The sequence below is a fragment of the Kluyvera sp. 1366 genome (assembly GCF_054823405.1).
In genome coordinates this window covers 313,673-330,732 of the sequence record NZ_JBTRDW010000006.1, presented here as the reverse complement: position 1 = coordinate 330,732, position 17,060 = coordinate 313,673, and the positions used below count along the sequence as shown (strand labels likewise).

The following is a 17,060-nucleotide window of genomic DNA, read 5'->3' as shown; positions in this document are numbered from 1 at the left end:
GCATTCGTTATGAGCCTTTGTCCAGGCAAGTGGCATAAGATAGTGGAAAGCCAACCCGTTTCGGTAATGGTTTTTCCCCCTTTGTGACCTTTTACGTGCTTTGCTCTGTCAGTAATTATTTACAGAGTTTAAAACGCAGTCATTTTGCGTAAATCTTCAACAATTAAGCGATTTACGTCACTTTCCGCGCGCTTGACTTCTACACTTATTAGTTCATTTCATCAGGAAAAGTGAGGCATTGTGCGCACTCTGTTCGCCGTCGCGTTGCTGGCTGTATGCGGCTGGTTTAGTTTGCCGTGGTTGAAAACGCATCTGCCGCCTCAGTGGAACCCCTTTACACCGCTCAACGTTACCGATCCGCCCGGTTGGATGACGCGTTACAAGCTAAAAAAGCTGAGTGGCGATCCGGCTGCCTGCCTGGCGGTGATGCGGCAAGCCAGTGAACAGCGGCTGGTGCAGTTTCGTGCCGTGCCGCCAATGCAAGGGAATTGCCCGATTGAGCAGCCGCTACGCATCAGCGGCTACGGTGACGTCACGCTGAGCAGCAGTTTTCTCGCCAGCTGTCCGATGGCGGTGGCCAGTACCATGTTTGTGATTAACAGCGACAGCGCATTGCGTCAGGCCGGTTTCAACAGTCCGCTGAAACGCATTGCCCATGTTGGCAGCTACGCCTGTCGCAATATTTATCATCGTCAGGAAGGGCGTTTGAGTGAGCACGCCAGCGCCGATGCCTGGGATATTACCGGATTTCAGCTGGCAAATGGGCGTTGGTTGCAGGTAGGAAAAAACTGGCAACAGCCAGAGGATGCGGCGGCTGGACTGCATGCGCTGTGGCGTAACGGCTGTGCGACGTTCGGTAATGCGCTGGGGCCCGATTATAACGCCGCGCATGCCAGCCATTTTCATCTTGGCATGCGCGGTTCGGGTTACTGCCGTTAGCTATACCGCAGGATTAAGCCCACGTTTTATCAGGAAATGATTAGCCGGCCAGGAGAAAATAAAGCCAGTCATTATGGCCAATTGCAGCATAAACCAGAATGCCGCCACCAGCGGGTTGACCTGCTCGTTCAGCACAAACTTTAGGGCCAACGCCATAAAGATAAAAATACCTAATTGAAAAATAAGCAGGGGGAAAATTTCGGTTTTTAACGCCAATAATAATGCGCTGCCAAATGAATGTTTTTCACGTTGGCGAATCGCCAGAAATTGAAAAAGTAATCCCATAAACAATGAAGCGATAACGCAAATAAGCGCCTGCATGCCTATCGTCGGATCAATGGCAAATTGTTTTAGTAAAGTGACTATCGGGATTGTCATTATATCGCCAAATATACAAGCCGCTGCGGATAATGACGTGGAAATAAATATAGTTTGCCAGCTGGCGTTACTGCGTATTTTTTGTGAAACCAACAGCGCAAGTTTTTGCTGTTGTGATGGTTTACGGCCTAAGTACCACCAGACGAACCAGCCAATAAAAGGCATATACAAACCGGTTAATGGCCAAATGATATTCATCACCGCCACCGGATGTGGATGGCGAAAAAGATCTTTTAAAATCATCAGGGCAGTGCAGACGCCCAGAACAAGGAAAGGTAATGCAAACTGGTTCAACATAGTCAGTTCCGCTAAGTTTCCCACCTACATGCGACAATGCGCCTGAGCCTTACTGCAGCACTGTCTTCCAATGCATCTTTTCACTCCGCTAGCATTAAGCGTAGCCGTTAATCAGCGTGAGAGAAATCACATCATTACTTAATGTATTATCTTAACCGCAGAAATAGGTGGGATTAACATTAAGTCAAAACTCATTCACCGTACAAACCCCTTTCACAGCAAAACAATCTGCTTTTTGCATCAATAATTTTAGTTAATGACGATGCTAAAAATTTATCAATCTAACGATCATTTTCAATCAACTGGGTGATTGAAACTACTTCAGAAAAATCCTATTCTAATCTGCTGAGGAATTAAACTTGTGAACCTGTTAACAATTAACGTGAACTTACACATTTTCATTACGTTAACGCATTGACAGTAGAAGAGTTATGCTAGCTGCTGGCAAATTTGCTCCTTTTTCAATCAATATTTTTTGTCTGGCTAATTTATTTTTTGCGTTAACACGAACTAATTTCAGAATGTAAAAGCGTGAAACAGCGCTAAGGCAATAATGACGACCGATAATTATTTCGTCTGGCGAGGCGAAATGGAAAATGAATTTCTGGCGCTAACGCAAGTGACGCAATTGAAATCCCTGTTGCAACAGCAGATTGAAAAGCTGGGTTTCGATTACTTCGCTTTTTTGGTTCAGCATCCGGTGCCCTTTACCCGGCCGCGCTTGTTTTTGTTCAGTACATACCCGGAAGGCTGGGTAAAACGCTACGAAAGCGAGAACTATTATAAGGTCGATCCGGTGCTATTACTCTGTCAGCGGCCGGGACGGGGTGTTGAATGGACGCGCGATTTATTTACCGGTGCGGGTAATTTGTGGGCAGAAGCCAACGCCGCGGGATTAATGAGCGGCTTTTCCTGCTCAGCAATGGCACCAAATCGTACCATTGGTATATTATCTATTGCATCGACACTTCACAGTAAGACCCAACACTTGCGCATAGAGCTTGAGGTGAAACTGCATCTTCTGGCGGAACTGAGTTTGCGCGTGTTGGAGCGTTTGAATGACGATTCTATGGTCGTTTTATCTAACGATTTTAGTCAGCGTGAATTAGAAATCCTGAAATGGACCGCGGAAGGAAAAACGTCGGCGGAAATTTCACTTATTTTAGCCATATCTGAACATACGGTGAATTTTCACCAAAAGAATATGCAAAAGCGTTTTAATGTTTCCAATAAAACGCAGATTGCCTGTTATGCCGCTGCGGTTGGCCTGATATAGCGAAAAAGCAACTACTAATTTTAGTAGTTCCTTCTCCCGTGTCAGTTGTCTACCCTGCGCGCAACGTTGCCAGGCTGGCTCAAAGAAATCATTGCATACATGGGGATGTCAGAGGCGCATGATGAAAGTAATTCAAACACAGCTTAAGGATATGCCGTCCTCACTGTTGGCAGAACTGGGAACGTATCGCTATAGCGTGTTTGCGCGCGGCGAAGGGTGGTCGATTCCACCGCGATTGAGTACGCCAGGGCAAGAGTACGATCGTTTTGATCGTTCGGATGTCACCTGGTTGATTGCCTGGAACGCTCGTCAGGGTATTTGCGGCTGCGCACGTCTGTTGCCGTGGCATGAACCTGAGGTGCCGGAAGGTTTTATTCTGCCTTTCGATCAGGAAAAGGTATGGGAAATGTCGCGCTTCTCGGCGCGCCTTGAGGTGGACGCGGAGCTGCCGCTGAGTATTTTGTGGCACTCGGTGCAATTAGCAGAACTGAGCGGCATGGAGTATTTGATCAGTTCGGCGACGCCAATGCTTGAGAAGATGTTCGAACAGCATCAGGTAGTCTACGAGCCGCTCTCACCGGGCTTGATCCAATCTGAAGACAATCTGTTTGCCATTCGCATTCCGGTTGATCAACCGGCGCTGGCGGAGAAATATCGGGGTACGCGACGCTTTAGCCCGGAAGAGGTGCTGCCGTCGCTGGGTGTTTCAGTAAACTGGCAATCACACACCTAAATACCCCGCGCATTTCGCGCGGGGCACATCGCTTATTGACGGTAAGCGGTTTTGATCTGACGAATTGTATTATTAAACACTTCCGCCTGCGGCTTATCGCCTAACGAAGCTTGCACATAACGCTCCATGTTGATGATCACCTTACCGGCATCGGCTTGACCCATTCCTTTCAGAATCAGCGTCACCATCATTTTCAGACAGGCGACTTCGTCGGCCAGCGCCTGCGTGTCTCGTGAAGTTGCGAAATCTTCATCACTCATAATTGACTCCTTGGGGTATTACTCAATGTTGACACATTCTTCCTGTGCGTAAGAAAGAGAGTATATCATAGGGTTTTCAGATGAATTTTAATGAAGCGAAGCGGTAAAAGTCAGACCGCTTTTTAATTGCGCATTGCGCTATTTGTCAGCAACCAGAATTGGCGTTTAGCTGTTATTTACCAGGCGATCGGAATGCGACAATAAAATCGAGCTATAAATTATAACTTTATGATATTATTAACAATTTAACTTATCTCATTTTGCATGTTATTGCCCTGTGCAGTAAAAGCTGGATCAAAGAAATGTTATTGATTTGCATCAGTTCATTTGAGATTTATCTGTGACTGTAGATGTTTTTTCCACCTAAAAACCGGTAAGATGACCGTTCTGAAATATATTTCCCTTTCTTAACCTGCGGAGTACGTCCCGTTGATCAGCCTGCTTCTTGTTGATGACCATGAACTGGTACGCGCCGGTATTCGCCGCATTCTGGAAGATATGAAAGGCCTCGTTATTGCGGGTGAAGCGGCGTGCGGTGAAGACGCTGTGAAATGGTGCCGCAGCAATCCGGTTGACGTAGTGCTGATGGACATGAACATGCCCGGTATTGGCGGCCTGGAAGCGACACGCAAAATTGTGCGCTTTAACCCGGATATCCGCATCATCATGCTCACCATTCATACTGAAAATCCACTGCCGGCGAAGGTAATGCAGGCGGGCGCAGCGGGTTATCTCAGTAAAGGCGCCGCGCCGCAGGAAGTGGTGAGTGCGATTCGCTCGGTGCATTCAGGGCAACGCTATATCGCCTCGGATATTGCCCAGCAAATGGCACTCAGCCAGATCGAACCGCAAAAAGCCGAATCCCCCTTCAGCTGTTTGTCGGAAAGGGAATTGCAGATTATGCTGATGATCACACGCGGGCAGAAAGTGACAGAGATTTCCGAACAACTCAGTCTCAGCCCGAAAACCGTTAACAGTTACCGCTATCGTATGTTCAGTAAGCTGAATATCAGTGGCGACGTCGAGTTAACGCATTTGGCCATTCGACATGGCCTGTTCAATGCGGAGCCATTAATCAGTAGTGAGTGACGTTTTCGATTCCAAAGCCTTTCTCAGCACCGTGACCAGCCAACCCGGCGTCTACCGTATGTACGATGCGACCGGCACGGTGATCTATGTTGGTAAAGCCAAAGACCTCAAAAAGCGCCTGACCAGCTACTTCCGTACGCAGGTGGGCAGTCGCAAAACTGAAGTGCTGGTCAGCAACATCCAGAACATCGACGTTACCGTGACGCACACCGAAACGGAAGCGCTGCTGCTGGAGCATAACTACATCAAGCTCTACCAGCCGCGCTATAACGTGCTGCTGCGCGATGACAAATCCTATCCTTACATTTTCCTCAGTGGCGATAGCCATCCGCGTCTGGCGATGCACCGTGGCGCGAAGCACGCCAAAGGCGAATACTTTGGCCCGTTTCCGAACGGCTATGCGGTGCGTGAAACCCTCGCGCTGCTGCAGAAGGTATTCCCGATTCGTCAGTGTGAAAACAGCGTGTATCGCAACCGCTCGCGCCCGTGTTTGCAGTATCAAATTGGCCGCTGCCTTGGACCCTGCGTTTCCGGCTTGGTTAGCGAAGAGGAGTATGCGCAGCAAACCGATTACGTGCGTTTGTTCCTCGCGGGGAAAGATGATCAGGTGATTAATCAGCTGGTCAAGCGCATGGAAAATGCCAGTGAGGAACTGCGTTTTGAAGAGGCCGGGATTTTACGCGACCAGATTCAAGCGGTAAGACGCGTAACCGAGCGGCAATTTGTCTCCAATCAGGGTGAAGACCTGGATGTGATGGGCGTGGCCTTTGATGCTGGCATGGCTTGCTTGCACGTGCTGTTTATCCGTCAGGGCAAAGTGCTCGGCAGCCGCAGCTACTTCCCGAAAGTACCTGCCGATACCGAACTGACCGAAGTGGTACAAACCTTTGTCGGGCAGTTCTATCTGCAAGGCAGTGAAGCGCGCACTTTGCCGGCGGAAATTCTGCTGGACTTTACTCTACCGGAACGTGAGCTGCTGGCGGAATCGCTGAGCGCGCTGGCGGGACGTAAAGTGAACATTCAAAGTAAGCCGCGTGGTGACCGTGCACGCTACCTGAAACTGGCGCGCACCAATGCGGCAACGGCACTGACTACCAAGCTGTCGCAGCATTCGACCATTCAGCAGCGTCTGGCGGCGCTGGCGACGTTCCTTGAGCTCGACACCATTCATCGCATGGAGTGCTTCGACATCAGTCACACCATGGGCGAGCAGACCATTGCGTCGTGCGTGGTGTTCAACCGTGATGGTCCGCTGCGTTCGGATTACCGTCGCTACAACATTGAGGGCATCACGCCGGGCGATGATTACGCGGCGATGAATCAGGTGCTGCGCCGTCGTTACGGCAAAGCGCTGGAAGAGGACAAAATCCCCGACGTGATCATCATCGACGGCGGTAAAGGTCAGTTAGCGCAGGCGAAACAGGTTTTCGCCGAGTTGAATGTACCCTGGGATAAAGATCGTCCGATTTTACTCGGCGTGGCGAAGGGTAGCGATCGTAAAGCCGGGCTGGAAACGCTGTTCTTTGAAGCGGAAGGTGAGGGCGTTTCCTTACCGCCGGACTCGCCTGCGCTGCATGTGATTCAGCATATTCGTGATGACTCTCACAATCATGCGATTTCAGGTCACCGGAAAAAACGCGCCAAAGTGAAGAACACCAGCGCGTTGGAAAGTATTGAAGGCGTGGGGCCCAAACGGCGCCAGCAGCTGCTCAAGTATATGGGTGGCCTGCAACCGCTGATGAATGCCAGCGTCGACGAGATTGCTAAAGTGCCGGGAATTTCCACCGCGCTGGCGGAAAAAATCTACTACTCACTGAAACACTAACGTTGAAAGAGGGGGGGCAATGTAGCAACATACATGAAACCCTACTCACACCAGACAGTTACTGGCATATGCAATTTAACATTCCGACGTGTCTTACCCTGTTTCGAGTCGTACTTATTCCCTTTTTTGTCCTGGCGTTTTATCTGCCATTTCAATGGGCTCCCTTTGCTACTGCACTGATCTTTGTGATTGCTGCGGTTACTGACTGGTTTGATGGTTTTTTAGCGCGTCGCTGGAAGCAGACCACGCGTTTTGGCGCGTTCCTCGATCCGGTTGCGGATAAAGTGCTGGTGGCGATTGCGCTGGTGCTGGTGGCGGAGCATTTCCACGCGTGGTGGATTACGCTGCCTGCGGCAACGATGATCGCGCGTGAAATCATTATCTCTGCGCTGCGTGAGTGGATGGCGGAGATCGGCAAACGCAGCAGCGTGGCGGTGTCGTGGATCGGCAAGGTGAAAACCACCGCGCAGATGTTCTCGCTGTTTGCCTTGCTGTGGCGTCCAGAAGCCACGGTGGTTGGCGTGGGTGTGGTCGCACTGTACATCGCAGCCGTGCTGACGTTCTGGTCAATGTTCCAGTATTTAAGCGCAGCGCGCGGCGATTTGCTTGATAGCTGATCGATGCGATTTAAAAAGCAGCAAACGGACGCAGTGTGTGGATAATTCTATTGACTCACTGCGTCAGATAAGTAGAATGCATCGCATCGAACGGCAGCAAGCCTGCAAGAAGCTGAACAAAATCAGCAAGTTCGATGAAGAAATACAGAATCGAGTATTTCAATTTGTAGCAAGGCAGCAACTGAACGAATCACAGAGAGCTTACTTCAGTAAGTGACCTGTGTGAGTGAAGGAAGCTAACGCAGCAACAAATTGAAAGACGAAGATTATGCGGGAATAGCTCAGTTGGTAGAGCACGACCTTGCCAAGGTCGGGGTCGCGAGTTCGAGTCTCGTTTCCCGCTCCAAATTTAGTGGTTCGTATTCAACGGATTACATATCAGATTAAAGGCGCGTTGGCAGAGTGGCCATGCAACGGATTGCAAATCCGTCTACCTCGGTTCGACTCCGGGACGCGCCTCCAATTTACACCCTGCCCGGGTGGTGAAATCGGTAGACACAAGGGATTTAAAATCCCTCGGCTTATGGCTGTGCGGGTTCAAGTCCCGCCCCGGGCACCATATTCGCAGTCGATAAAACGAATAAAATAAAGCAATAAGCAGTAATGTCGTAACCGCCTAAGGGCGGTTTTTTTGTTTTTTGTTAACCTTTCTATGCGCAAGTTCTATTGCATACGGTAACGCTGCTCAATCCATTACCTCTCAAAATTAAACGTTGCTGTCCTCAAAACATCTCCTTTGCTGTAACGCCCTAAATGGGCTACAAATGTCTGGCGAATCATAATTTTTCTTAACTTTTGCGAATTAATATCGGCAAGATTGAAAACCTTCTTTCTTAGGTGTAATGTTTCTATTTGTAACGTTTTGTTTAATCTTATTCGGCATAACTACCAAGGAGTTAGGGTGGAAAACTTCACTGCAAAATTAGCTTCGCACGCAAACCATGTAGCAACGATGGGCCAGTTCTGCACCACTGAAGAGACAACAAAGCAAGCTTTGATAATGCCTCTTTTAGATATTCTTGGGTTCACACCTTATGATCCTACAAAAGTTAAAGCGGAATATTACGCAGACTTCGTCGGTGTTAAGGCTAATGAGAGAGTAGATTATGCTCTCTTCTGCCAGGGTGTTCCGGTGATGTTTATTGAAGCGAAGGGATTCAACGAACAGATTGAAAATCATTGCCCTCAACTTTCAAGGTATTTCAATTCAACACCTGAAGTGACAGTCTCGGCTATAACTAATGGCAAAGAGTGGCGGTTTTTTACTGATCTAAAGCAGAAAAACATCATGGATCATAAACCCTTTCTTACTATTAAAATTGATTCATTATCTGACTCAGATATTCAGCAACTTTTTAGATTCCGTTATGACAAATTTAAACCAGAAGCATTGAGAACGCTTGCCGAAGAGAGTGTGTATCTTAGTGCTTTCACTAAAACTATCAGAGCGAGTCTAAGAGATGTCGATAGTGAATTTGTCAGGTATGTTGCCTCAAGATCAAATATTGAGCGGCAGTTAAATCAAAGATTTCTGGATTCGATAACGCCTTTAGTTAAGCTGGCTGTTGAGAAGTCTGTAAGTGACATGGTTGTGTCTGGTCTATCTACATCGAAGAAGGAGCTGGCTTCCGAGGAGGTTGAGGACGAGGTTCAAACCGAGCTAGCTAAGCAGCCTGAAAACATAATCGACCCAGACAATCCAAATATCATAACCACAGCTATCGAACTCGATATGTTTGAGAAAGTAAAAAGCATCGTGGGAAGTGAAGCTGACATCAGATATAAAGATACAGAGTCTTATTTCGGCATTCTTTTTGAGGGTAAGACAACAAGATGGATAATTCGGTTCTACGATAAAAAAAGCTCATATGTTAACTTTCCTATTGAGCTTAATGACCTGCAAAAAAATGAGATCAAAAGGGCTCGATTAGAGTTTGATGGAAAGCGACTAACTATTAATGAACCTAGCGATATATTACGCATATCTGGAGTAATTATGGATTGCTATGAATTTGTTAAAGATGGCGATAATTTTAAACGGGCCAAATTAGAAAGCGAAGCCAGTCAAGAATAACCTGCGTGATATATTGTATAAGATAGAATTATATTCACGTGCAATTTATTAAAAGGGCAACAATCCAGCCAATGCCTTAAGTATGAGGAGAATGTGTTACAACATTCTCCGCAGTTTTAATAGGTATATTCTGGCGGCAAAGCCGGGCAAGTCATTACGATTGCGGTTGTCCCACCGGACCTGCACCTTCGCTGGCACCCGGCACCGGTTGGTTACTTGGCGCATGTGGGCGCCCATCGTTGCCGACCGCATCACTCTTGTGCATACAACCCGCCAGCGATACCAAGGTTAACGTCACCAATGCTGCTTTTGCTAAAACGTTCATCTGCTGCTCCTTATAATTAAGCGATTGAGTAACCAATCCCAAAGAGATCAAAGGATTGACCATGAGCTAAGCAAAGTCAGTGACAGCAAATTTCGCAAGCGAAGCGCGGCAGTAGCCATAAAAAACGCCGGATTTCCGGCGTTTTTCGTCTCAATCCTAATATTTCTATCCCAGATTGCCACTCAGCCGCTCGCGGAAATCGCTGCTGCGGTTATCCAGCCCGATAAAGGTGACGTTCGCTCCATGGCGCTGATAGCGATATTCGATAGCATCAAGGGCCGCCACGCTGGAAGCGTCCCAAATCTGCGCATGCGTCAAATCGATGGTGACAGTTTTTGGATCGTGGCCGTAATTGAAGTGTTCAAACAAATCATTGCTGCTACCAAAGAACAGCGGGCCGCGCACGGTGTAATTGACCTGTTGGCCATCCTCGCTCAGCTGGCGTTCAGCGTGAATGACGTGAGCGATGCGGCGTGCGAACAGCATCATCGCCAGAATCACACCAACCAGCACGCCAATCGCCAGGTTGCCGGTCCACACGGTGACAGCAACCGTCAGCACCATCACAAAGGTTTCCGACCACGGCATGCGTTTCAGCGTAGCCGGCTGCAGGCTGTGCCAGTTCACGGTTTTCACCGCTACCACCATCATAATGCCCGCCAGTACTACCATCGGGATCTGTGCCATAATCTGGCTCAGTCCGGTCACTAATAACAGCAGCACGATACCCGCCGCGACCGTAGAAACACGCGTACGTGCTTTGCCCAGCTCGACGTTAACGATGGTTTGGCCAATCATCGCGCAACCGGCGATACCGCCATAGAAGCCCGCAAGAATATTGCCGACGCCCAGCGCCCAGGATTCGCGGCGTTTAGCGGAAGGCGTATCGGTGATGTCATCCACCAGTTTGGCGGTCAGCAACGATTCCATCAAACCCACAAAGGCGATGCTCAAAGCGGTGGGCCAGATGATTTGCAGCGTGTGCAGATTGATTGGCACCAGCAGCGTAGTGAAGCCCGGCAAACCGGCGGTCATTGGCCCTTCATCGCCCACGTTCGGTACGCGATAGCCAAGCAGCAACGCCACCGCCGTCACCACTACAATCGCCACCAGCGGTGAAGGGACGCTTTTCAGCACTTTCGGTAGCAGCAGCACGATGGCCAGCGTAACGGCGAACAGCACCCACACCAACGCGGATTGTCCCCAAACGTGCGGGACCTGCGCAAAGAAGATCAGGACGCCGAGGGCGTTAACGAAGCCGATCATCACCGAACGCGGGATATAGCGCATCATGCGCGACAACCCAGCGAGCCCAAAGATAATCTGGATAATGCCGCCCATAATCACCGCCGGCAGGATGTATTCAACGCCGTGCGCATGCACCATTGGGCCGATCACCAGCGCCACCGAACCGGCCGCTGCGGTGACCATCGCCGGACGACCGCCCAAAATCGACAGCGTCAGGCACAGCACCACCGAGGCCACAAGGCTGACTTTAGGATCGACACCGGCAATCACGGAGAAGGAGATAACTTCCGGGATCAGCGCCAGCGCGGTAATAATGCCGGCCAGACACTCGCGGGTTAGCAGGGCAGGCGAACGTAAAACGCGCCCCACAGTGATATCGCTCTCCACCGCAGTGGTGCGCTCAGTTGGTTGACTCATAAATTGTGCAGGCTCTTTTATTATTGTGCGCATACCGTCGCGGTACGGCAGTAACCAGTTAGGATTTTCCGAGAAGGGATGTTACCGGGCAATAAGGTGAGACGCTAGCGCGTTGGGGCAGGTGAGGGTGATTCCATCCCTGGAATCCGGCTTTAGACCGCGAGATCGTCAGGTGTTTTATTCACAACCAATTCAAGCAGATGGCGATAAATATCCAGCTGAATCACATCGCTTTCCATCTCAAGACGGTTAATCAGAGAAGCAATAATCGCTTTATTAGAAACCGGCATACCGGCTTGCAGGATTTCGGCGATGATCTGCCCGAAAACTTCCATTTCACTACTGTCGCTATTACCGGCCAGTTTGAAATAGTCAGCGATGGCAGCGCTACTGTTTGCGGCGTTTTGCATATGTGAAGCCCTTAAGATCGGCCTGATGGCAATGTGCCTTCAGCTCCATGATGAAAAAAATTTGCACGCGGACAGGCGCGCAACACCCAACTCATCAACCAACGCAAAAAGACACCTCTGAAGGTGGAAATCCACAACACCTTCAGAGGCGACGCAAAGTGCATCATTCGTTACGGAGCCGTCAGCTGGCTCACGGGACGTAAACTTATACAATCCGGCGCAACTTGTACAACCTGTATTTTAAGCAATTTGTGCTAGTCCTTATTTAACAGTTACTTATGATTTGTAATGTTTTCTAAAAGCTATACAAGAATAAGCCCAAACCGCCAAATTTTCAGTGAGTTGTACAACTGATAAAGAAAGCTGGAGATTTTTTGTGCTGCCAACTACGTTTGCAGGTGTAAGCAAAATTTTCATTGGCGAGCGGCTTACCTTATAATAACGCTCCCGTTTAGTTAGATACCTAACCATTAGGCCACTACGTTTTGAGCGACTATCCCCAACCCTTTTCTCGTTTGCTGCATCTCACCGCGCACGCGTGGCGTTTGGCTGTTGATCGTCGCCTCAAAGAGAGCGGATTGAGCATGAGCAGCTGGATGGCGATTGCCAGCGTTGCAACCGCCGCCGAGCCGCCAACGCAAAAAGCGCTGGCGCAGTTGCTTGGTCTGGAAGAGGCCAGCGTCGTGCCGCTGGTGGATCGTCTGGTGAAGCAGCAGCTATTGGCGCGCGTGCAGCCGCCGGAAGATCGCCGCAAACGCCTGCTGATTCTGACTGAACAGGGCAGCGTGGCTTTTGCCGAAGTGAAAACGCAGGCCGATGCGCTACGTGCACAGTTGCTGGCGGATATCGATCCTGCATCGCTGGCGATAACGGAACAGGTGCTGCAACAGCTGCTCGCGCGTCTGGGAAGCGTTTAACGGTGGCAAAACGTAATCCTTATGCTCCGCGCGAATGGCTGCCGCATGAGAAGCCGATGCTGCCGGGCTCGCCCTCAACGCCGCTGCATTCGCCTTCGAAGCGCATCGCATTTGGCATCATTGGCTTATTGATCTCGATTACCGGCGCGCTGAGTAACGCGCTGGTCTCTGCCAACCTCACCAATCTGCAAGGCACCTTCGGCGCTTACAGCAATGAGATCGCCTGGTTGCCCGCGGTATATGTGATGGGCAACATCTCCATCAACCTGCTGCTGGTGAAGTTCCGCCAGCAGTTTGGTCTGCGGCTGTTCACCGAAGCGTTTCTGGTGCTATATGTGATCGTGGCATTTTTCCACCTGCTGGCTAACGATCTCAGCTCGGCGATCATTGTCCGCACCGCGCACGGCATGGTCGGCGCGGCGCTCAGTTCGCTCGGCATCTATTACCAGATTCAGGCCTGGCCGGCGAAGCATCGGCTTAAAGCCCTGGTGATTGGCATCACCGCATCGCAGCTGGCGATTCCGCTGGCACGATTGTTCTCCACCGAACTGCTGCAGCTGCAAGAGTGGCGCGGTTTATACCTGTTTGAACTCGGTCTGGCGATGATCTCGCTGGGCTGCGTGCTGGTGGTGAAACTGCCGCCCGGCGACCGCATCAAAGCCTTTGAAAAGATGGATTTCCTCACCTTTATGCTGATGGCGCCGGGCATGGCGCTGCTGTGCGCGGTGCTGTCGCTGGGCCGCATCGAATGGTGGTTCAGCACGCCGTGGCTCGGTGTGGCATTAGCGCTGGCGCTGGTGTTGATCGTGGCGGCGATTGTCGTCGAGCACAACCGTAAGAATCCGTTGCTGAATACCCGCTGGCTCAGCAACGGCACGATTGTGCGGCTGGGCATTGTGATGATCATGATGCGTATTCTATTGGCCGAGCAAAACACTGGCGCGGTGGGTTTCCTGCAGCAGCTTGGCTTACTCAACGATCAGATGCGCGGTCTGGCGTTAGCGATCATTGCCGGGGTGATTTGCGGCATGATCGCCAGCGCATTAACCATCAAACCCACGCATCTGAGCTGGCCAATTGTCGTGTCGCTGGTGGTAATGATCGTCGCCTCGCTGATGGATGCGCAATCCAACCCGCTGACGCGTGCCCACAATCTCTACTTTAGCCAGTTTCTGCTCGGTTTCGGCAGCGCCTTCTTCCTCGGGCCTGCCATGCTGCTGGGGATTGGCGGCGTGGTGACGCAACCGAAAAACCTGGTCAGCTTCTCGGTGCTGTTCGGTATGAGCCAGAACTTAGGCGGCCTGATCAGCGCGGCCATTCTCGGCACGTTCCAGACGTGGCGCGAAAAATACCACTCCAGCCTGCTGGGCGATCAGCTGTCGCAGCTGGATCCCAACGTGACCGAACGCCTTAGCCAGTACAGCTCGCTGTTTAGCAGCCAGTTGCCGGATAGCGTGCTGCTCAGCGCGCAAAGCAGCAGCCAGCTGCAAACGGTGGCGACGCTGCAAGCCAACGTGCTGGCCTATAACGATACTTATCTTCTTACCGCCGCGCTGGCTTTCATCACCTTAATCTGGGTGCTGTATCGCCTGACGCGCTTACGCTATATCAACTGGCGTCAGACTAAAATGAATGCGGCACAACCAGTAACCCCGACGGAGAATTCATGAGCCAACAGGACGACATTCAGGCGGCGGAGCGCGAGCGCACCAACCGCCGACGCATTCTTTCTATCGCCGCTGGCAGCGGCATTGTCATCGTCGGCGTGCTGGTGATCCTCTATGCCTGGCAGCTGTGGCCGTTCACCAGCACCGTTCAGTCCACGGAAAACGCCTACGTGCGTGGCCAGGTAACCTTTATCAGCCCGCAGGTGAATGGCTATCTGACTGAAGTGAACGTGGTGGATTTGCAGCCAGTGACCAAAGGCCAACTGCTGATGACCATCGACGATCGTATCTATCGTCAGCGCGTGCATCAGGCGCAGGCGCAGCTGGATATGAAAATCGCCGCGCAGAACAACAACCAGCAGCAACGTAAAAGTGCCGAAGCCAATATTCTCAGCAATAAAGCGGCGCTGGAAAATGCCAAAGCGCAGGCGCTGAAAAGCAGCCTCGATCTCAAGCGCGTTGAGAATCTGGCGGCTGATGGCTCGCTGTCGGTACGTGAGCGCGACGCCGCGCGCGCGGCAAATGCCCAGGCGCAGGCACAGTTGCGTCAGGCGGATGCGCAGGTGGCCGTTTCACAACAGAATCTGCAAACCGTGGTGGTGAATCGCGCGTCACTGCAGGGCGATGTTGCCAGTGCGCAGGCGGCGCTGGAGTTGGCAAATATCGACCTGGCGAATACGCGCATCATCGCGCCAGACAGCGGCCAGCTCGGTCAGCTGTCGGTGCGCAAAGGCAGCTATGTGACCGCCGGCACGCGTTTGACATCGGTGGTGCCAGAAAACAAATGGATCATCGCGAATTTCAAGGAAACTCAATTGGCGCGCGTGCGTCCCGGTTTACCGGTGAATATCCGCGTCGATGCGCTGGACGGTAAGCACTACGATGGCCGCGTCGAGTTTATTTCGCCTGCCGCCGGTTCCGAATTCAGTGCTATCTCGCCGGATAACGCCACCGGCAACTTTGTGAAAATTGCCCAGCGCATTCCGGTGCGCATCAAAATTTTGAATGACGATCTGCAAGCACTGCGTCCGGGCATGTCAGTGGAAGTGAGCATTGATACCGCCGCAGAGCCGCACAAGGATGCGCCATGAGGCGCTTACTGTTAGCCGCGTGCATGGCATTAATGGTGGGCGGCTGTGCGACGGAAGTAGAAAAAGCGCCGTCATCGTTGCCGATTCCTGAGAGCTGGCGTCAGCAGGTGGGCCCGCATGCGCTGCCGGAGGCGCAATGGTGGCAGAACTTTGGCGATGCCAATCTTAATCGCCTTGTCACGCAGGCGCTGCAGCACAACAGCGATGTCCTCACCGCGCGTTCACGCGTGGATCAATACCGTGCCGAGTTGCGTGCCGCGCAGGGCGATAATTTTCCAACGCTGTCGGCGGGCGTGGCGGCTACGCATCAGCGTGCGCTGTCGGCGGCCACCGGTCAGCCGTATGAAAACGCGGTATTTCAGGGATTGCTGCAGGCCAACTACGAGGTGGATTTATGGGGCAGCCGCAGCAACAGCATTCGCGCCGCAGAAGCTTCGCTGGATGCGCAGCGTGCTGCCGCTTCTGCCGCTGAGCTCACCGTCGCCAGTTCGGTGGCATCGGGCTACCTCAGCCTGTGCGCGCTGGATGAACAGCTGCGCGTAACCCAGGCAACGCTGGCGACACGCAAAAACTCGCTCAACCTGGCGCAGCGCCAGTTTGAAACCGGCTACACCTCGCGCCTTGAATGGATGCAGGCCGCCTCGGAATATCAAACCGCCAAAGCGCAGATCCCGCAGTTGCAGCATCAGATCGAGCAGCAGGAGAACGCGCTTAGCGTGCTGGTGGGCATGAACCCGCGCCAAATCGCGCGCAGCAGCCAGTTCGACCACATCAAGCCGCAAACCTTGCCATCGCTGCTGCCTTCACAGCTGCTGAATCGCCGTCCCGATATTGTGCAGGCGCAGCGCCAGCTGCTGGCCGCCGACGCGTCACTGGCTTCAACCCAGGCCAAACTGTTGCCGTCGCTCAATCTCACCGCCAGCGGCACCTTGCAAAGCAGCGAACTGCATCAGCTGCTGGATAATCCGTTCCGTCTGTGGAGCATTGGCGGCAGCATTCTGGCTCCGCTGCTGAATCGCGAAGCGCTAACTGCTCAGGTGGATGTGGCGATGGCGACGCGTAATCAGGCGCTGTACGGTTATGAAAAAGTGGTGCGTAACGCCTTCTCCGACGTGGATAACGCGCTGGATGCCATTCGCCGTAGCGAGGAGCAGCTGGCGGAGTTGCAGAAACAGGAGAGTTATGTGGCGGAAGCGTATCGCATTGCCCACAACCGTTACCAAAATGGTTACGCCTCTTATCTGGATGAGCTGGACGCCCAGCGCACGCTGTTCAGCACTCAGCTGAATATCGTGTCAGTAAAAAATACGCTGCTGTTAGCGCAAATCGATCTATATCGTTCGCTCGGCGGCGGCTGGCAGGGTTAAACATCATGTCGCAAGGCCATTTTTCGGTAGAAATTCCGCCGTAAAACGGCCTGCGTCTGGTTTTAAATCGGCAGTAAACGATTCTAAAGTCATTCATGCTTCTTTTTACTTGTCTTTACAAATAATGTTA

At 51.6% G+C, this 17,060-nt stretch carries 16 protein-coding genes and 3 tRNA genes; 14 read left to right on the top strand and 5 right to left on the bottom strand.

Features of this window, described 5'->3' with window-relative positions:
• The first annotated feature begins 240 nt into the window (after positions 1 to 240).
• Positions 241 to 939: an extensin-like domain-containing protein gene (locus tag ACVLVH_RS15775; RefSeq protein ID WP_498949702.1), complete on the top strand. Its 699-nt coding sequence runs from the start codon at positions 241 to 243 to the stop codon at positions 937 to 939.
• Here ACVLVH_RS15775 and ACVLVH_RS15770 read toward each other — a convergent pair whose 3' ends face one another.
• A complete protein-coding gene (locus ACVLVH_RS15770; protein ID WP_498949700.1) occupies positions 940 to 1,614 on the bottom strand; it encodes a DUF4396 domain-containing protein in 675 nt (224 codons plus the stop codon).
• A 553-nt stretch (positions 1,615 to 2,167) separates the two neighbouring features.
• Between ACVLVH_RS15770 and ACVLVH_RS15765 the strand changes: the two genes are divergently transcribed.
• Together ACVLVH_RS15765 and ACVLVH_RS15760 are read left to right on the top strand one after the other, a co-directional pair.
• Positions 2,168 to 2,890, top strand: a complete 723-nt coding sequence (locus ACVLVH_RS15765) for an autoinducer binding domain-containing protein (protein WP_101760898.1) — start codon at positions 2,168 to 2,170, stop codon at positions 2,888 to 2,890.
• 121 nt (positions 2,891 to 3,011) lie between these two features.
• Positions 3,012 to 3,623 carry an acyl-homoserine-lactone synthase gene (locus ACVLVH_RS15760; protein WP_192413974.1) on the top strand — a complete coding sequence of 204 codons (612 nt, stop codon included), beginning with the start codon at positions 3,012 to 3,014 and terminating at the stop codon, positions 3,621 to 3,623.
• A 32-nt stretch (positions 3,624 to 3,655) separates the two neighbouring features.
• On the opposite strand, the gene ACVLVH_RS15755 is transcribed toward ACVLVH_RS15760, so the two are convergent.
• The gene (locus ACVLVH_RS15755; RefSeq protein WP_007887303.1) at positions 3,656 to 3,883 is read right to left on the bottom strand and encodes a DUF2594 family protein; all 228 of its coding nucleotides are present in this window, start codon (positions 3,881 to 3,883) and stop codon (positions 3,656 to 3,658) included.
• Positions 3,884 to 4,312: 429 nt separating this feature from the next.
• Between ACVLVH_RS15755 and uvrY the strand changes: the two genes are divergently transcribed.
• From uvrY to ACVLVH_RS15720, 7 genes are all read left to right on the top strand, one after another.
• Positions 4,313 to 4,972 (top strand): UvrY/SirA/GacA family response regulator transcription factor, encoded by a 660-nt coding sequence (gene uvrY / locus ACVLVH_RS15750; RefSeq protein WP_008102320.1) that lies wholly within the window; start codon positions 4,313 to 4,315, stop codon positions 4,970 to 4,972.
• Positions 4,965 to 6,797, top strand: coding sequence for an excinuclease ABC subunit UvrC (gene uvrC, locus ACVLVH_RS15745; RefSeq protein WP_192234346.1), 1,833 nt, complete (start codon positions 4,965 to 4,967; stop codon positions 6,795 to 6,797). The genes uvrY and uvrC overlap by 8 nt, the downstream gene beginning before the upstream one ends.
• A gap of 68 nt (positions 6,798 to 6,865) precedes the next feature.
• Positions 6,866 to 7,414, top strand: a complete 549-nt coding sequence (gene pgsA, locus ACVLVH_RS15740; protein ID WP_008102316.1) for a CDP-diacylglycerol--glycerol-3-phosphate 3-phosphatidyltransferase — start codon at positions 6,866 to 6,868, stop codon at positions 7,412 to 7,414.
• A 270-nt stretch (positions 7,415 to 7,684) separates the two neighbouring features.
• A tRNA-Gly gene (locus tag ACVLVH_RS15735) sits at positions 7,685 to 7,760 on the top strand.
• A gap of 42 nt (positions 7,761 to 7,802) precedes the next feature.
• A tRNA-Cys gene (locus ACVLVH_RS15730) sits at positions 7,803 to 7,876 on the top strand.
• 11 nt (positions 7,877 to 7,887) lie between these two features.
• A tRNA-Leu gene (locus tag ACVLVH_RS15725) sits at positions 7,888 to 7,973 on the top strand.
• A 342-nt stretch (positions 7,974 to 8,315) separates the two neighbouring features.
• On the top strand, positions 8,316 to 9,488 hold the full coding sequence (locus ACVLVH_RS15720) for a type I restriction endonuclease (RefSeq protein WP_192413710.1): 1,173 nt from the start codon (positions 8,316 to 8,318) through the stop codon (positions 9,486 to 9,488).
• 154 nt (positions 9,489 to 9,642) lie between these two features.
• Here ACVLVH_RS15720 and ACVLVH_RS15715 read toward each other — a convergent pair whose 3' ends face one another.
• The 3 genes from ACVLVH_RS15715 to ACVLVH_RS15705 all read right to left on the bottom strand — a co-directional run bounded on the left by ACVLVH_RS15715 (position 9,643) and on the right by ACVLVH_RS15705 (position 11,888).
• Complete coding sequence (locus ACVLVH_RS15715) at positions 9,643 to 9,813, bottom strand: hypothetical protein (protein WP_167391169.1); 171 nt, start codon at positions 9,811 to 9,813, stop codon at positions 9,643 to 9,645.
• Positions 9,814 to 9,978: 165 nt separating this feature from the next.
• Positions 9,979 to 11,478: a SulP family inorganic anion transporter gene (locus ACVLVH_RS15710; protein WP_192413708.1), complete on the bottom strand. Its 1,500-nt coding sequence runs from the start codon at positions 11,476 to 11,478 to the stop codon at positions 9,979 to 9,981.
• A gap of 152 nt (positions 11,479 to 11,630) precedes the next feature.
• Positions 11,631 to 11,888 carry a biofilm/acid-resistance regulator YmgB/AriR gene (locus ACVLVH_RS15705; RefSeq protein ID WP_008102310.1) on the bottom strand — a complete coding sequence of 86 codons (258 nt, stop codon included), beginning with the start codon at positions 11,886 to 11,888 and terminating at the stop codon, positions 11,631 to 11,633.
• Between the two features lie 485 nt (positions 11,889 to 12,373).
• Between ACVLVH_RS15705 and ACVLVH_RS15700 the strand changes: the two genes are divergently transcribed.
• Genes ACVLVH_RS15700 through ACVLVH_RS15685 form a run of 4 tightly spaced genes read left to right on the top strand, consistent with a single transcriptional unit; the run spans position 12,374 to position 16,930 of the window.
• Positions 12,374 to 12,805: a MarR family winged helix-turn-helix transcriptional regulator gene (locus ACVLVH_RS15700; RefSeq protein ID WP_101760893.1), complete on the top strand. Its 432-nt coding sequence runs from the start codon at positions 12,374 to 12,376 to the stop codon at positions 12,803 to 12,805.
• A 2-nt stretch (positions 12,806 to 12,807) separates the two neighbouring features.
• Entirely contained in the window at positions 12,808 to 14,475 is a 1,668-nt protein-coding gene (locus tag ACVLVH_RS15695; RefSeq protein WP_498949695.1) for an MFS transporter, read from the top strand.
• Complete coding sequence (locus ACVLVH_RS15690; protein ID WP_110865890.1) at positions 14,472 to 15,563, top strand: HlyD family secretion protein; 1,092 nt, start codon at positions 14,472 to 14,474, stop codon at positions 15,561 to 15,563. The genes ACVLVH_RS15695 and ACVLVH_RS15690 overlap by 4 nt, the downstream gene beginning before the upstream one ends.
• Positions 15,560 to 16,930, top strand: coding sequence for an efflux transporter outer membrane subunit (locus ACVLVH_RS15685; RefSeq protein WP_192413706.1), 1,371 nt, complete (start codon positions 15,560 to 15,562; stop codon positions 16,928 to 16,930). The genes ACVLVH_RS15690 and ACVLVH_RS15685 overlap by 4 nt, the downstream gene beginning before the upstream one ends.
• Positions 16,931 to 17,060 lie beyond the last annotated feature (130 nt).

Coding starts and splice junctions, on each gene's coding strand:
- ACVLVH_RS15770 (WP_498949700.1), bottom strand. CDS start 1,614: ATGTTGAACCAGTTTGCATTACCTTTCCTTGTTCTGGGCGTCTGCACT.
- ACVLVH_RS15765 (WP_101760898.1), top strand. CDS start 2,168: ATGACGACCGATAATTATTTCGTCTGGCGAGGCGAAATGGAAAATGAA.
- ACVLVH_RS15760 (WP_192413974.1), top strand. CDS start 3,012: ATGAAAGTAATTCAAACACAGCTTAAGGATATGCCGTCCTCACTGTTG.
- ACVLVH_RS15755 (WP_007887303.1), bottom strand. CDS start 3,883: ATGAGTGATGAAGATTTCGCAACTTCACGAGACACGCAGGCGCTGGCC.
- pgsA (WP_008102316.1), top strand. CDS start 6,866: ATGCAATTTAACATTCCGACGTGTCTTACCCTGTTTCGAGTCGTACTT.
- ACVLVH_RS15715 (WP_167391169.1), bottom strand. CDS start 9,813: ATGAACGTTTTAGCAAAAGCAGCATTGGTGACGTTAACCTTGGTATCG.
- ACVLVH_RS15710 (WP_192413708.1), bottom strand. CDS start 11,478: ATGAGTCAACCAACTGAGCGCACCACTGCGGTGGAGAGCGATATCACT.
- ACVLVH_RS15705 (WP_008102310.1), bottom strand. CDS start 11,888: ATGCAAAACGCCGCAAACAGTAGCGCTGCCATCGCTGACTATTTCAAA.
- ACVLVH_RS15690 (WP_110865890.1), top strand. CDS start 14,472: ATGAGCCAACAGGACGACATTCAGGCGGCGGAGCGCGAGCGCACCAAC.
- ACVLVH_RS15685 (WP_192413706.1), top strand. CDS start 15,560: ATGAGGCGCTTACTGTTAGCCGCGTGCATGGCATTAATGGTGGGCGGC.